This is a genomic window from Pseudomonas sp. F-14 TE3482, assembly GCF_053629455.1.
Map to the genome: position 1 here is coordinate 1,289,357 of NZ_JBRJII010000001.1, position 15,333 is coordinate 1,304,689.

The 15,333-nt window shown below is 60.3% G+C and carries 14 protein-coding genes; 6 read left to right on the forward strand and 8 right to left on the reverse strand.

Features of this window, described 5'->3' with window-relative positions:
* The first annotated feature begins 33 nt into the window (after positions 1–33).
* Positions 34–1,587 (forward strand): MocR-like pyridoxine biosynthesis transcription factor PdxR, encoded by a 1,554-nt coding sequence (pdxR, locus tag AB7M26_RS05675; RefSeq protein WP_429511339.1) that lies wholly within the window; start codon positions 34–36, stop codon positions 1,585–1,587.
* Positions 1,588–1,602: 15 nt separating this feature from the next.
* Here the strand turns inward: pdxR and AB7M26_RS05680 are convergent, their stop codons facing one another.
* From AB7M26_RS05680 to aspA, 6 genes are all read right to left on the reverse strand, one after another.
* Positions 1,603–2,703 (reverse strand): polyamine ABC transporter substrate-binding protein, encoded by a 1,101-nt coding sequence (locus tag AB7M26_RS05680; RefSeq protein ID WP_123495713.1) that lies wholly within the window; start codon positions 2,701–2,703, stop codon positions 1,603–1,605.
* Positions 2,704–2,716: 13 nt separating this feature from the next.
* A complete protein-coding gene (locus AB7M26_RS05685) occupies positions 2,717–3,748 on the reverse strand; it encodes a histone deacetylase family protein (RefSeq protein WP_123495715.1) in 1,032 nt (343 codons plus the stop codon).
* Between the two features lie 266 nt (positions 3,749–4,014).
* Positions 4,015–5,010, reverse strand: a complete 996-nt coding sequence (locus AB7M26_RS05690) for an AraC family transcriptional regulator (protein ID WP_123495719.1) — start codon at positions 5,008–5,010, stop codon at positions 4,015–4,017.
* A gap of 147 nt (positions 5,011–5,157) precedes the next feature.
* Positions 5,158–6,162 (reverse strand): asparaginase, encoded by a 1,005-nt coding sequence (locus AB7M26_RS05695; RefSeq protein ID WP_123500859.1) that lies wholly within the window; start codon positions 6,160–6,162, stop codon positions 5,158–5,160.
* Between the two features lie 175 nt (positions 6,163–6,337).
* Positions 6,338–7,789, reverse strand: a complete 1,452-nt coding sequence (locus AB7M26_RS05700; protein ID WP_123500857.1) for an alanine/glycine:cation symporter family protein — start codon at positions 7,787–7,789, stop codon at positions 6,338–6,340.
* A gap of 485 nt (positions 7,790–8,274) precedes the next feature.
* A complete protein-coding gene (aspA, locus tag AB7M26_RS05705) occupies positions 8,275–9,699 on the reverse strand; it encodes an aspartate ammonia-lyase (RefSeq protein WP_095632848.1) in 1,425 nt (474 codons plus the stop codon).
* A gap of 180 nt (positions 9,700–9,879) precedes the next feature.
* On the opposite strand from aspA, the gene AB7M26_RS05710 reads away from it, so the two are divergent.
* The 5 genes from AB7M26_RS05710 to AB7M26_RS05730 all read left to right on the forward strand — a co-directional run bounded on the left by AB7M26_RS05710 (position 9,880) and on the right by AB7M26_RS05730 (position 13,682).
* The gene (locus AB7M26_RS05710; protein ID WP_123500855.1) at positions 9,880–10,797 is read left to right on the forward strand and encodes a LysR substrate-binding domain-containing protein; all 918 of its coding nucleotides are present in this window, start codon (positions 9,880–9,882) and stop codon (positions 10,795–10,797) included.
* 329 nt (positions 10,798–11,126) lie between these two features.
* Positions 11,127–11,618, forward strand: a complete 492-nt coding sequence (purE, locus tag AB7M26_RS05715) for a 5-(carboxyamino)imidazole ribonucleotide mutase (protein WP_003196369.1) — start codon at positions 11,127–11,129, stop codon at positions 11,616–11,618.
* A gap of 11 nt (positions 11,619–11,629) precedes the next feature.
* Positions 11,630–12,712 (forward strand): 5-(carboxyamino)imidazole ribonucleotide synthase, encoded by a 1,083-nt coding sequence (locus tag AB7M26_RS05720; protein ID WP_123500853.1) that lies wholly within the window; start codon positions 11,630–11,632, stop codon positions 12,710–12,712.
* Between the two features lie 100 nt (positions 12,713–12,812).
* Positions 12,813–13,058, forward strand: coding sequence for a GlsB/YeaQ/YmgE family stress response membrane protein (locus AB7M26_RS05725; RefSeq protein ID WP_123500851.1), 246 nt, complete (start codon positions 12,813–12,815; stop codon positions 13,056–13,058).
* Positions 13,059–13,145: 87 nt separating this feature from the next.
* Complete coding sequence (locus AB7M26_RS05730; protein WP_123500849.1) at positions 13,146–13,682, forward strand: DUF3299 domain-containing protein; 537 nt, start codon at positions 13,146–13,148, stop codon at positions 13,680–13,682.
* Positions 13,683–13,803: 121 nt separating this feature from the next.
* Here AB7M26_RS05730 and AB7M26_RS05735 read toward each other — a convergent pair whose 3' ends face one another.
* Both AB7M26_RS05735 and AB7M26_RS05740 read right to left on the reverse strand, forming a co-directional pair.
* Positions 13,804–14,703, reverse strand: a complete 900-nt coding sequence (locus AB7M26_RS05735; protein ID WP_123500847.1) for a D-hexose-6-phosphate mutarotase — start codon at positions 14,701–14,703, stop codon at positions 13,804–13,806.
* A gap of 102 nt (positions 14,704–14,805) precedes the next feature.
* Positions 14,806–15,210, reverse strand: coding sequence for an acyl-CoA thioesterase (locus AB7M26_RS05740; RefSeq protein ID WP_007896491.1), 405 nt, complete (start codon positions 15,208–15,210; stop codon positions 14,806–14,808).
* Between the last annotated feature and the right edge of the window lie 123 nt (positions 15,211–15,333).

Below are 15,333 nucleotides of genomic sequence, written 5' to 3' on the forward strand. Positions count from 1 at the left end.
GCCATTAATGACCAATTTCATAGGTCCATTACCATGTCGAACACGCCGCTTCCTTCGTCGTTCAATCCGGCGGGTATCGAACTCGACCGCCGCCAGGGCCTGAGTCGTCAGCTCTATCAAGCGCTGCGGGTGCGAGTGCTTGATGGACGCCTGGCCAGCGGCACACGACTGCCAGCCAGTCGCGATCTGGCGGCGGCTTTATCGATTTCCCGTAACAGCGTGGTTCGTGCCTACGATCAGCTTTACGCTGAGGGCTTCATCGAGGGGCGTGTTGGCGACGGGACTTATGTCGCGCAATTGCCTCAAGCTGCGATGTCAGTGAAAAAATTATCCACAAAAGTATCCACAGGGTTTTCAACAGGGTTACCCACAGCCTTATCCACAAATTGGCTGGATTTACCTGTGGTTTCATCCAGTAAAGTTATCCACAGCGGTGCTTTGGGCCGGGTTGAAAAGAACCATTTGACCTTGCCTCCCAGTGGTCCACCTCGGGCATTTCGTGTCGGCGTTCCAGCCTTCGATCTGTTTCCTTTCGAGGTCTGGGCCAAGCTGAATGCGGCTTTCTGGCGTAAGCCGGATTTAGAGCAACTGTGTTACGGCGACCCAGCGGGTGATGCGCGATTACGTGGGTTAATTGCTGCGTATTTGCGCAGTTCGCGGGGCATGCAGTGCTCGGCTGAGCAAATAGTGATCACCAGTGGCGCACAACAGGGGATTAGCCTTTGTGCACAGTTGCTGGTGGAGCCTGGCGATGGGGTGGGCATTGAAAATCCGGGGTATCGAGCGGCGGGTCATGCGTTCGCTGTAGCCGGCGCGCGATTGCACGGGATAGCGGTGGGCAGTGAGGGTATTGATTGCACCGAATTGGCGGCGCTCAGCGATTGTCGATTGGCTTACGTCACGCCGTCGCATCAGTACCCGACCGGGGTGGTCATGAGTCTGGCGCGACGTCTTGAATTGTTGGCCTGGGCCGAACGCACCCAAGGGTGGATCGTCGAGGACGACTACGATGGCGAATACCGTTACAGCGGCGCACCGCTGGCGCCGTTGGCTGCACTGGATCGACAGGGGCGGGTGCTGTATGTCGGAACCTTCGGCAAGGTCGCATTCCCGGCATTAAGACTGGGTTATCTGGTGTTGCCGCCCGGATTGGTTGAGGCGTTCTCCCAGCGTCGTGCGGTGGACGTACGGCACTCGGAGGTCAGCACCCAGGCGGTAATGGCCGAGTTCATGGCCGCCGGGCATTTCCAGCGGCATATCCGGCGTATGCGCCGCGCTGCGTTGAGTCGGCGTAACGTGTTGCTCAATGGCTGGCCTGTGGATGTCCCGGGCGTCGGTAAGCTGCCCAGTGTGGCGGCCGGTTTGCACGTGACGGTACGTGTCGACAGCGTGACTCGTGAGCGCGAGTTGATTGAACAAGCCACCAGCGTCGGGGTGGAGATCAATGGTTTGAGCAGTTACTGGCTGCCAGACACGACGCTTCCCGAAGACCAGCGAGCGGGGCTGGTCCTGGGGTTCGCCGCAGTGCCGGAGACGGCTATCGAATCGGCACTGGCGAAGCTCAAAAAGATCTGGCGCCCGGTGTGAGTCGCGCCGCCCGGATCAGGTGCCGGACTTGATCTTGGTCCAGGCCCGGGTCCGCGCCCGCTCGGCATCACGCGGCAGCGGTTGCAGGGTGTAGAGCGTGCTCATCGCCGCTTCGGTCGGGTACAGGTTCGGGTTGTTGCGGATCGCCGGGTCGACCATTTCCGTGGCGTCTTTGTTCGGGTTCGGGTAGCCGACGAAGTCGCTGACCGGTGCAATGACCTGAGGTTGCAGCAGGTAGTTGATGAAGGTATAGGCGTCTTCCGGGTTCTTCGCGCCTTTGGGGATCGCCAGCATGTCGAACCAGATCGGCGCGCCTTCTTTGGGCAGGCGCATATCGACAATCACGCCATTCTTGGCTTCCTTGGCACGGTTGGCGGCCTGGGAGAAGCTGCCGGAGTAACCGACCGCCACGCAGATGTCACCGTTGGCGATGTCGGCCATGTACTTGGATGAATGGAAGTAGGTGATGTACGGACGAATCTTCATCAGCAGCGCTTCAGCCTTGGCGTAGTCCGCCGGCTTCTTGCTGTTGGGCTCCAGGCCCAAGTGTTGCAGGGCCAGCGGCAGGATCTCTGACGGTGAGTCGAGCAGGGCCACGCCGCACTGCTTGAGCTTGCTGATGTTCTCTTCCTTGAAGATCAGGTCCCAGCTGTCCACCGGTGCGTTATCGCCCAAAGCCGCCTTGATCTTGTCCGGGTTGAAGCCGATCAGAATGGTCCCGTACATGTAGGGCACGGCGAATTTATTGCCCGGGTCGTTGGCTTCGATCAGCTTCATCAGCTTGGGGTCGAGGTGGTTCCAGTTCGGCAGTTTGCTGCGGTCCAGCGGCTGGAACACCCCGGCCTCGATCTGCTTGGCGAGGAACACATTGGACGGCACCACCACGTCGTAACCGGAGTTGCCGGTCAGCAGCTTGGCCTCCAGTGCTTCGTTGGTGTCGAAGATGTCGTAGACCAGTTTGGTCTGGGGGGTCTGGGTCTTGAAATCTTCCAGCGCTTTGGGGGTGATGTAGTCGAACCAGTTGTACACCCGCAACGTGCGCTCTTCGGCGTGAACAGCACCACTGAATGCGGTGGCGCATAACACTGGAGCGATAAGACGCATGAGTCGATTCATTTGTTCTAATTCCTCATTGGGCGCTTTCAAAACCTTCGAGAACGTTCACGGCATTGATGCCGATTTCTTCTACCGCGTAACCGCCTTCCATCACGAACAGCGTCGGCTTGCCGAGGCCCGCGATGCGCGCGCCCATCGCCAGGTAATCCGGGCTGTCGAGTTTGAACTGGGAAATCGGGTCGTCCTTGAATGTATCGACGCCCAGGGACACGACGATGATGTCGGCGCCATACTTTTCAATCTCTTTGCAGGCCTGCTCCAGGGCTGCGCTCCAGCGGTCCCAGCCTGAGCCGGCGGGCAAGGGGTAGTTGAAGTTGAACCCTTCGCCCGGGCCTTCACCGTGTTCTTCTTCATAACCGAGGAAGAACGGAAACTCGGCTTCCGGATGACCATGGATCGAGGTGAACAGCACGTCGCTGCGCTCGTAGAAAATCGATTGGGTGCCGTTGCCATGGTGGTAATCGACATCGAGGATCGCGACCTTTTTATGGCCTTGATCGAGGAATGCCTGAGCGGCGATGGCGGCGTTGTTGAGGTAGCAATAACCGCCCATCAAATCGCTGGCGGCATGGTGTCCCGGTGGACGGCACAAGGCGAAGGCACTGCGGGCACCGCGCTGGATTTGCGCCTGCGCGGTCAACGCCACTTGCGCCGCGCTATACGCCGCTTGCCAGGTGCCGGCGGTAATCGGTGCGCCGCCGTCGAAGCTGTAATAGCCGAGCTGGCCGTGCAGGCTGGCAGGCATGATCCGGCGCAGGGTGCGGGCAGGCCAGGTGTAGGGCAGCAAGTCGCCGTCGGTATTGAATTCGGTCCAGCGCGCCCAGGCCCCTTTGAAGAAGTCGAGGTAGTCGCGGCTGTGGATACGCTCGATCGGCCCGAGACCGAAATCCTGCGGCGCCTCGACCGGGCCCAGATGGCGGGACTGTACGCGTGCCAGCACATGGTCGGCCCGCGAGGGCATTTCGAAGCAGGGCATCAATTGCCCGTCCATCAATTCGCAACGGCCGTGATGCAAGTGGTGATCGTCCGAGTAGATCGTCAGCATTCTTGTTCTCCGCAGGCTGATTCGGTTGCACACAGTCTTGCGGCGGGCGGCGTTTGGGAAAACGGCAGGAAAGGCCAAAAGGGGATCGATATGGCCAAAAGATTTGACCGAAATTCGCCCCTTAATGGCACACCGGCGCTTCAACATTGGGCTTGGAATGCCGAACCTGTGGGAGCGGGCTTGCCCGCGAAAGCGATGGTGCAGCCAATGGAGATGCGTCGAATGTACTGGCCTCTTCGCGGGCAAGCCCGCTCCCACAGGGGTTATCAGTGTGGCCGGAACTGACTCGGTGCAACGCCACTCCAGCGCACAAACGCATGGCGGAAGCTTGCGGTTTCGCTGAACCCCAGCGCCTCGGCAATCCGATAGATCGGCAGTTGATCTTCGCAGAGCAGTCGCTTGGCTTGCTCGAAGCGCAATTCATCGAGCAGTTCTTGATAGCTGCAGCCCAGGTCCTTCAGATGTCGCCGCAGGGTGCGCGCCGAGCAGTTCAACTGTTTGGCCAGCCCATCCAGGCCCGGCGCCGCGCTCAATTGCGCCGCGAGGAGTTGGCGGATACGCCCGAGCCAGGCCTGGCGCCCGGTGAATTCGGTGTTTTGCTTGCGACAACGCTCGGCCATGGCCTGGTGCGTGATGGCGTCGGCCAGGGGCAGAGGTTGTTCGAGCCAGCGTTTGTCGAAAGCAAAGGCATTGGACACAGCATCGAACTGCAACGGGCAGTCGAAACGCTCGGCGTAGCGCGCCTGATAATCCGGCGCAGAGTATTCGAAGCGGGCACCGAGCAGGGGCAGAGGGTGGCCGAGCAAGTCTTCGCAGGTGACTTTCATCGAGACCAGGCAAAACTCGACATTGAAGGGCGCCAGCGCCGGATTTTCCCGATAGTCGCCCGCGTTGAGCCAGATGCGCTCGCCATCCTCCTCCAGGCTCAACTCGAACAGTGTTCCCAATAGCGCCGGATAGTGCAGCGCCAACCGCAAGGCGTCACCTAAAGTGGCGCTGGTGAGTAAGGCGTACCCGAGCATGCCATAGGAAGAAACGTGCATCCGCCGACCTAACTCCAGGCCGATATCGCGGCGTAACGCGACAGCGTTGGCGCAAACCAGCATCTCCTGGTTGGTGGTGATGCGCGTATCCGCCCGGCTCAGATCCGCCGCGCTGATACCGCTGCCGGCCAATAACGCTTCGCTGGACAGGCCTTCGGCCTTGAAGGTGTTGAGCACCAGAGAGACGGCATTGAGGGTGGTGAGGTGAGAGTGGAGCATGGGTGCTTCCAGCGTTGGGCGTGCCGGAAGGGGAGCAAGTTATATGCCTGATGGCCCCTGTAGGAGCGAGGCTTGCCCGCGAAGCTTTTGGCGCACTTGAGGACGCCTTCGCGGGCAAGCCTCGCTCCTACAGGGTTTTGTGTTGTGTCAGCTCAGTTCACCGCACAGATCGAGTTCAACCAGCCGTCGAACTTCAGCGGATTCAAGCCCTGCACCCAGCAGCCCATGCAACTTGCCAAATGCCGCCTCGCGAGTCATGCCGCCACCGGACAACACACCGGCGTCACGCAAGCGGCTGCCCGCCTCGTACACGTCGAGCTGCACGCCACCTTCATGACATTGCGTCACCGCGACCACCACCACACCTTTGTCCCGCGCCCGTTCCAGGCTGGTGAGAAACTCTGGGTTGTCGCTTGGCCCGGTACCGCTGCCATAACATTCCAGCACCAGACCCTGAATACCGCTGTTGAGCAGGCCATCCAGTTGATCGGCACCGATGCCCGGGAACAGCGGCAGCACCGCGACTTTCGCCAGCTGTTTAGGCTGGTTGTAGTTCAGCTGCGTCGGCACGGAAGTCGCTTTCACGCCGCCGCCCTGACGCTCCAGCCGTTTGAATGGATGACGACCGAAACTGCGAACCTTGGCGCAGCGGGTCGGATCGAGCAGTTCGCCGTGGAAGTACAGATGAACGCCCGACGCCAGGCCCTGGCCAAGAGCAACCAACGCACCGCTGAGGTTTTCCCAGGCATCGCTGTCGGTCACGCCGGCCGGCAACATGGAGCCGGTGAACACTACGCGGGCATTCAGGCCGAGCAGCTGGAAGCTCATGGCTGCGGCGCTGTAGGCCAGGGTGTCGGTACCGTGCAGGATCAACACACTGTCGCAGCCCTGGACATCAATAGCATCGACCACCGCTTCACGCAGTTGCTGCCAGTAGGCGGGCGTCATGTTGGCGCTGTCGATCAGCGGCGCCATCTCGCGAAAGCGCCACTGCGGCACCACCAGTTCAGGCTGGCTATGCAGATACTCGCGCATTCGCGTTTCGAAACCCGATGCCGGGGCCAAGCCGTGGGCACTGGCTTGCATGCCGATGGTGCCACCGGTGTAGAGCACCATGACGTGCTGGGCAGCAGGAAAAGTCGAGGAATTCATGGAGGTTCTCCGAAAACGATGTGGGAGCGAGCCTGCTCGCGATGGCAGCGATGGGGTCTCAAGCTCGAACCAGAACGGCAGCATCAAAATAGCTGCCACAACCTGCGACCGAGCATGACGCCGGTCGCAAGCTGTGTCACGCCGGGCGCAGGGGATGCGCCCGGTTTTTTACCGATCAGCGTTGCGCTGCGGTCACGCCTTGCGGCTCGGCGGCGGCCGTAGGCGCGGCGGCTGTCGGATTGGCCGGCCAGGCTTTCAGGTCCAGGTCCAGATCCGGGAATTTGCTCGAATCGAACACCGGGGTCTTGATGCCGGCAGCGCGCTGATCATCGTAGTCACGCAGGATGCGCATGCCGACCTTGAACAGCAGGAACAGCGCGATCAGGTTCACGAACGCCAGCATCGTCATGGTGATGTCGGCGAAGGCGAACACGGTGCCGAGGTTTTCGATGGCACCCCAGAAGATCAATACCAGTACCAGTGCGCGGTAGCCGATCAGCGCCTTGCGGTTTTCACCCATCATGAAGCGCAGGTTGTTCTCGCCCAGGTAGTAGTTGTAGAGGATCGAGGTGAACACGAACAACGACAGGGCCACCGAAATGAAGATCCGGCCCCAGTCACCGACTACGGCAGCCAGGGAGTTCTGGGTCAGGGCAATGCCGTCGCCTTCGAAGCCCGGGGTGTAGAAGCCCGACAGCAGGATCAGCAACGCGGTGCAGGTGCAGATCACGAAGGTGTCGAGGAACACGCTGAACGCCTGAACCACGCCTTGGGACACCGGGTGCTCGACCGAGGCCACAGCGGCCACGTTCGGCGCACTGCCCAGGCCCGCTTCGTTGGCGAACACGCCGCGCTTCACGCCCATGACGATGGCGCTGCCGATCAGGCCGCCGAACGCCTGGTCCAGACCGAAGGCGCTTTTGACGATGGTCATCAACATGCCCGGAACGTGGTCGAACTGCAGCACGATCACGTAGAGGGTCACGCCGATGTACGCCAGGGTTTTCACCGGTACCAGCAGGTCAGCGACCTTGGCGATCCGCTTGATGCCGCCGATGAACACCAGACCCAGCAATACCGCCAGTGCCAGCCCGGTGTACGTGGTGTCGAAGCCGAAGGCATTGTTCAGCGAGTGGGTGACGGCGTGGGCTTGCAGGCCGTTGAAGGCGAAGCCGAAGGTGATCAGCAGCAGGAACGCCATGATCATGCCCAACCAGCGTTTCTGCAGGCCGTGTTGAATGTAAAAGGACGGGCCGCCACGGAACTGGCCTTCGGAGTCGCAGCGCTTGTAGAGCTGGCCGAGGGAGCATTCGAAGAAGCTGCTGGACATGCCGACCAGCGCGGTCACCCACATCCAGAACACTGCACCGGGCCCACCAAGGGTCACGGCGATGCCGACACCTGCGATGTTGCCCGCACCGACACGGCCGGCCAGGCTGAGCATCAGGGCCTGGAAGGAACTGAGCTGGCCAGCGCTGCTTTTGAGGCTGTCGCGGAACACCGCGAACATGTGAAAGAAATGGCGGAACTGAACGAAACGCGAGCGGATCGTGAAGTAGCTACCGAGCCCGACAATGAGCACGATCAGTACTTTCCCTGAGAGGAAGTCGTTGATGACTTCGAGCATGGATTATTCCTCGCTATTTTTTGTGTGTGCAGATAATGGTGGACCGACACATCGCGTTACACCGGCTTGCGCGTGGCACAACAAGTGGATCGAGGTTCGTTCCGGTTCCATATCGCGGGTTTTATTAGTTCGGGTTTCGCATGGGTTTGGGCCTCGTTACCGACGACCGCTCACGCGAAGAGGGCCGGCACTATACATAGGAGAGTGCCTTCCGTCTGCACGGTTGTGGTGCAAGCGATGAAACGAGAGTGCTGCAAAATCAAAAAATCGCAGCCTTCGGTAGCCTCTACAGGGGGGTCTCAAACCCGGTAGGAGCTGCCGAAGGCTGCGATCTTGGCGGAACTGAAAGCATTCAGCATATTAGAAAATCCGCAAAAGGGTTAAAAAAAAGGGCTTGAGGGAATAAATCCCCAAGCCCTCAAAAGGTGAGAGGTGTCTAGTCCCTCGACCTGGTGAGCGTGCTCTTCAAAAGAGCCGGCGTTTGGTCAAGCCTTCAGAGGCACCAGACGCGGAGCAATCATGTTTTCCGGGCGCAGGATGTCGGCGAGCATTTCTTCGTCGAGCAAGCCTTCTTCGCGCACCAGTTCCAGCACGCCGCGGCCGCTTTCAAGCGCGATACGGGCAATGCGAGTGGCGTTTTCATAGCCGATGTACGGGTTCAGTGCTGTAACCAGGCCGATCGAGTGTTCGACCAGTTCACGGCAGCGCTCTTCGTTGGCGGTGATGCCGACGATGCAGTGCTCGCGCAGCATGTCCATGGCGCGCTGCAGCAGGCGGATCGAGTCGAAGATCTTGAAAGCGATCAGCGGCTCCATCACGTTCAGTTGCAGCTGGCCGCCTTCGGCCGCGATGGTCAGGGCCAGGTCGTTGCCGATGATCTGGAACGCCACCTGGTTCACGGCTTCCGGGATTACCGGGTTGACCTTGCCTGGCATGATCGAGCTGCCTGGCTGGCGCGCTGGCAGGTTGATTTCGTTGATGCCGGTGCGTGGGCCGCTGGACAGCAGACGCAGGTCGTTGCAGATCTTCGACAGCTTGACCGCGGTGCGCTTGAGCATGCCGGAGAACAGCACGAAGGCGCCCATGTCGGAGGTGGCTTCGATCAGGTCGGCGGCTGGCACCAGTGGGTGACCGCTGATGGTCGCCAGGCGTTGCACGGCCAGGTGCTGGTAGCGCGGGTCGGCGTTGATGCCGGTGCCGATCGCGGTGCCGCCCAGGTTCACTTCGGTCAGCAGCTCTGGCGCCAGAGTCTTCAAGCGTGCCAGGTCTTCGCCCAATGTGGTGGCGAAGGCGCGGAATTCCTGGCCCAGGGTCATCGGCACGGCGTCTTGCAGCTGGGTACGACCCATCTTCAGAACGTGGCTGAATTCTTCACCTTTGGCGGCGAACGACTGGATCAGGCTGTCGAGGCTGGCCAGCAGCGCATCGTGACCCAGCAGCAGGCCCAGACGGATCGCGGTCGGGTAGGCGTCGTTGGTCGACTGCGCCATGTTGACGTCGTTGTTCGGGTGCAGGTACTGGTATTCGCCCTTGCTGTGGCCCATGGCCTCCAGCGCGATGTTGGCGATGACTTCGTTGGCATTCATGTTGGTCGAAGTGCCAGCGCCGCCTTGAATCATGTCCACCACGAACTCTTCGTGGAAATCGCCGCGGATCAATCGGGCACAAGCTTCGCTGATAGCAGCGTGCTTGGCTTCGCTCAGGTGACCCAACTCGCGGTTGGCGTCAGCGGCGGCCTGCTTGACCATTGCCAGACCGACAACCAGTTTCGGGTAATGCGAAATCGGAACGCCAGAGAGGCGGAAGTTGTTCACCGCTCGCAGGGTCTGGATGCCGTAATACGCTTGAGCAGGTACTTCGAGTACGCCAAGCAGGTCTTTTTCTGTGCGGAAAGATGCAGCGGAGGACATGATAGAAATCATCTCGATATGGACCCGGTCTGTGCCGGAACACTGCAAATGCTAGGCTTGTGAAGAATTTTGGGCCAATGCTGTTAAACACTAGCCTATGCACATTCGGCATAATGCCCGTGTGACGCCGCGTGTGCGGCGAGCGTGTGACCTAAATTGGTGCGTGTCCGGGAGGGCGTGATGAATCTGGAAAGTAAATGGCTCGAGGACTTCAGTGCTCTGGCCGCCACTCGCAGCTTCTCCCAGGCAGCTGAACGACGCTTCGTGACTCAGCCGGCATTCAGCCGACGGATCCGCAGCCTCGAAGCCGCGCTGGGGCTGACCCTGGTGAATCGCTCCCGCACGCCGGTCGAGCTGACAGCGGCGGGGCAGCTGTTTCTCGTTACCGCGCGAACTGTGGTCGAACAGCTGGGTGAAGTGCTGCGCCACCTTCATCACCTGGAAGGCGGGCAGGGCGAGGTGATGCAGGTTGCTGCCGCTCACTCTCTGGCACTGGGTTTCTTCCCGCGCTGGATCGCGCAGTTGCGCAATGAAGGGCTGAACATTGCCACGCGACTGGTGGCCACTAACGTTGGCGATGCGGTGCATGCATTGCGCGAAGGCGGCTGCGATTTGATGCTGGCGTTTTATGACCCGGATGCGGCCATGCAAATGGACCCGGAGATTTTCCCGTCGCTGCACTTGGGGGACACCGAAATGCTCCCGGTCTGCGCCGCCGATGCCGATGGCAAACCGTTGTTCGACCTGGAAGGCGAGGCCAGCGTGCCGCTATTGGCCTATAGCGCCGGTGCGTTTCTTGGACGTTCGGTGAACATGCTGTTGCGCCAGCGGGCGCTGCGATTCACCACTATTTACGAAACCGCCATGGCTGACAGCCTGAAAAGCATGGCGCTGGAAGGCCTTGGCATCGCCTGGGTACCGCAACTGAGCGTGCGCGCTGAACTGGCTCGCGGTGAGTTAGTCGTCTGCGGGGGCCCGCAATGGCATGTGCCACTGGAGATCCGTCTGTACCGCTGCGCATTGGTGCGTAAGGCCAACGTGCGGTTGCTCTGGCGCAAACTGGAGGGCAGCACGGCCCAAGGCACAACGGGTTCCTGAGAACAATGAAAACCCTGTGGGAGCGGGCTTGCCCGCGATTGCGGCGTGTCAGGTAACATCATTGTTTGCTATGCCGGCCTCATCGCAGGCAAGCCAGCTCCCACAGGGATTTGTGGTGGATTTGATTGACCTTCAGGTCAATAAAACCGGCACTTTGCGCCGTATGACAGATGGTCGTATCGGGGGCTGTTTATCTGCTTCATTGAGGTATACTGCGCGGCCTTCGGCCGGTTCGTCCGGCCATTTTTCGTACAATCAAGCCACGCATTTCTGCGTGGCTTGTTGTTTTTTGACGCGCCTGCGGGCGCCCAGAGAGAAGAGGCACGACGATGAGTGCACTGGTTGGCGTGATCATGGGCTCCAAGTCCGATTGGTCCACCCTTAGCCACACCGCCGATATGCTGGAAAAGCTCGGCATCCCTTACGAGGTGAAAGTGGTCTCTGCCCACCGCACCCCGGACCTGCTGTTCCAGTATGCCGAAGAGGCCGAGGCCCGTGGCATCGAGGTGATCATCGCCGGTGCCGGTGGCGCGGCCCACCTGCCAGGTATGTGTGCGGCCAAGACCCACCTGCCGGTGCTGGGCGTACCCGTACAGTCGTCGATGCTCTCGGGCGTCGATTCGCTGCTGTCTATCGTGCAAATGCCTGCAGGCATTCCGGTCGCCACCCTGGCCATCGGCAAAGCCGGCGCGATCAACGCAGCGTTGCTCTCGGCGAGCATCCTGGGCGCCAAGCATCCGCAATTTCATACCGTGTTGAAGAAATTCCGCGCTGAGCAGACAGACAGCGTCCTGGACAATCCAGACCCACGCATCGCCTGAGGTTGTTGACGATGAAAATCGGTGTAATCGGTGGCGGCCAGTTGGGTCGCATGTTGGCGCTGGCGGGCACTCCGCTGGGCATGAATTTCGCTTTCCTCGACCCGGCGCCAGACGCTTGCGCAGCCGCGTTGGGCGAACACCTGCGGGCCGATTACGGCGATCAGGATCACCTGCGTCAACTGGCCGATGAAGTCGACCTGGTGACCTTCGAGTTCGAAAGCGTCCCGGCCGAAACCGTGGCTTTTCTGTCGCAATTCGTCCCGGTGTACCCGAGCGCCGAAGCCTTGCGCATCGCTCGTGATCGCTGGTTCGAAAAGAGCATGTTCAAGGACCTGGGGATTCCGACGCCCGCGTTCGCCGACATCCAGTCGCAAGCCGACCTGGACGCCGCCGTGGCTTCGATCGGTCTGCCGGCCGTGCTGAAAACCCGCACCCTGGGTTACGACGGCAAGGGCCAGAAAGTCCTGCGCAAGCCTGAAGACGTGATCGGCACCTTCGCCGAGCTGGGCAGCGTCGCCTGCCTGCTGGAAGGCTTCGTGCCATTCACTGGCGAAGTCTCGCTGATTGCCGTGCGTGCTCGCGATGGCGAAACCAGGTTCTATCCACTGGTTCACAACACCCACGACAGCGGCATTCTCAAGCTGTCCGTGGCCAGCACCGATCACCCGCTGCAAGCGTTGGCTGAAGACTACTCCAGTCGCGTACTCAAGCAGCTGGAGTACGTCGGCGTGATGGCGTTCGAGTTCTTCGAAGTCGACGGCGGCCTCAAGGCCAACGAAATCGCCCCGCGCGTACACAACTCCGGGCACTGGACCACCGAAGGCGCCGAGTGCAGCCAGTTCGAAAACCACCTGCGGGCCGTTGCCGGTCTGCCGCTGGGTTCGACGGCCAAGGTCGGCGAGAGCGCGATGCTCAACTTCATCGGTGTCGTGCCGCCAGTAGAAAAAGTGATCGCGATCGACGACTGCCATTTGCATCACTACGGCAAGGCTTTCAAGGCCGGCCGCAAGGTCGGTCACGCCAGTCTGCGCTGTGCAGACCGTGAGACGCTGGCTGCGCAGATCCTCAAGGTCGAAGCGCTGATCGCCGAATAGTTTCATGTGGCAGCGGCGGAACCTTCAGGGGCCGCCGTTCTCTGATGGCAGGATGCCAAAGTCTGTCTAGGCTATAGCCAATTAATCAGAGGGAAATGCCATGGGAATTATCGGAACCATCTTTATCGGCTTGATCGTCGGCCTGATCGCACGGTTCCTGAAACCGGGTGATGACAGCATGGGCTGGATCATGACCATCCTGCTCGGTATCGGCGGTTCGCTGGCAGCCACTTACGGCGGCCAGGCCTTGGGCATTTACCACGCTGGCGAAGGCGCAGGTTTCATCGGTGCGCTGGTGGGCGCGGTGGTATTGCTGGTGATCTACGGCCTGATTAAAAAGAACTGATTCAAGCGACGAATCCCTCTCGGCTGCGCACGTCGAGAGGGCTAGAATGCTCGGCGTGACACTGTCCTATCCCTACTGAGCACTTTCATGCGCCGTCTTCTGTTGACTCTTCTCTTCCTGGGCAGTGGTTTGGCCCATGCCGGCGAACTGCCGGAAACCGACTGGCTTGAACTGATGCCCAAGTCGGACCAGAAGGCCCTCGAGGCCATGCCCGAAATCGATCACAACTCACCGGAAGCTAACGGCACCTTTACCCAAAAGGGTGGCATGAAGCAGAGCAAGGGCTTGCCAGCGGTGATGTACTCGACCAAAACCGTGCCGTCGATGAACGACAAGCACATCCGCATTGGCGGTTACCCGGTACCGCTGGAATCCGACGCCAAGGGCCACAGCACACTGTTCTTCCTTGTGCCGTATCCGGGCGCTTGCATCCACGTGCCGCCGCCACCACCTAATCAATTGGTGTTGGTGCGTTATCCCAAAGGCTTGAAGCTGAACGATATCTACACACCGCTGTGGGTGACCGGCACGCTGAAGATCGAGACGGTCAACAACGACTTGGCGGATGCGGCGTATGCGCTGGATGCGGCGCAGGTGCGGGTGGTGCAGGAGTCTGATCTCTAGCAGCCACCGAATAACTGTGGGAGCCAGCCTGCTGGCGATAGCGGTCCGTCAGATACTTTCAAGTTGACTGACACGACGCCATCGCCAGCAGGCTGGCTCCCACATTTCATTGCGGTATGGCTTAGAGCGTTTTTGCGCCGACACTGACGCCCAAGGTATGACTTGCCCCCGGTGCCAGTGTCACCACATCCCCCATCACATTCGCCGTTTCAATGCACAGCATGCGCTGCCAGCCATCGTCGGCCATGTCGCTGAATGCTGCCGCGCGGTCGATCCAGGGGTTCCAGATCACTGCAGAGCGCGAACCGCTGCTGGTCAGTTCGATGCGTCGTTCCCAGTGCGGGTCAACGATGCTCAGCTTCGGCGGGGTATTGAGATAGATGCGGTCGGTCTCGCCGGTAAAATGCAGTTCACCGGTCTGGGTGACGGTTTTCCAGTCGTCCAGGGTTTCGATATAGCTCAAGCCATCCAGCCCTTCGACATGTACGTTGCGCACATCGCTGACCGCGAAATAGCTGTGCAATGCCTGGCTGATGGTGACATTTTCAGCGCCCTTGTTTTCGCTGGTCAGGCTGATGTGCAACTGCTCATCCAGACGAATGCTCAGCTTCAAGTCCACTTGATGCGGCCAGCCTGGCAGGCCGCCTTCGGGGTAGGGCAGATTGAATTCCACCTTCAGGCTTTCGCCCTCGGTTTCGATGCCAACCAGTTCCCAGTCCATCGCCCGCACCAGCCCGTGGGCGGTCGGCGGTTCCTGGCTGACGCGCATGGCCTGGACACTCTGCGGGTTGCGCGACAGGTTACCGAACCACGGCCAGCACACCGGCACGCCAGCGCGGATGCTTTTGCCGGCCTTGAACACCGCCTCGTCGTTGAGCCAGATCAACGGTGGCTCGCCAGCCCGTTGATAACTGAGAATGTGCGCGCCTTGTTGGGCCACCAGCAATTCGGCCTGACCGTGGCGGATGCGCCAGCAGTTCAGTTCATCCAGTTTCACGGCTTCAACGTTGGGCGTGCTCATGGGGCAACTCTCGATCAGGAACAGGACTGCAATGGACCGCAAAACGGTCGCCGGGTTTAACGCCCACTTTTTTTACGGGCTCCGGTTTTTACGAGCTTCGGTTTAACGGGCTCTAGGCGGAACCGAGCGAGTGCGGCCGCTGCCATCGATGGCGACGAACACGAAGACGGCTTCGGTCACTTTACGCCATTCGCTGGACAGTGGATCGTCGCTCCAGACCTCGACCATCATCTGAATCGAGCTGCGGCCGATTTCCAGGGCCTGGGTATAAAAGGAGAGCTGCGCGCCCACCGCCACCGGCACCAGGAATGCCATGCGGTCGATCGCAACGGTGGCTACCCGCCCGCCGGCAACCTTGCTGGCCATTGCGGTACCGGCCAAATCCATCTGCGCCACCAGCCAGCCGCCGAAAATATCGCCAAAGCCGTTGGTTTCGCGCGGAAGCGCGGTGATTTGCAAGGCCAGGTCGCCTTGCGGGATTGGATCTTCTTGTTCGAGCTCTATCATGCCGGGGGTGCCTCTGACCCGTGACTCTACGTTGGTCTTTCAGGTGAATAGCCGTCTTCAAGAAAAACGATTCAGCCCCGAACATACTACGTTCGTCACGTTTTTCGTAAGGCGCCTAAAGGG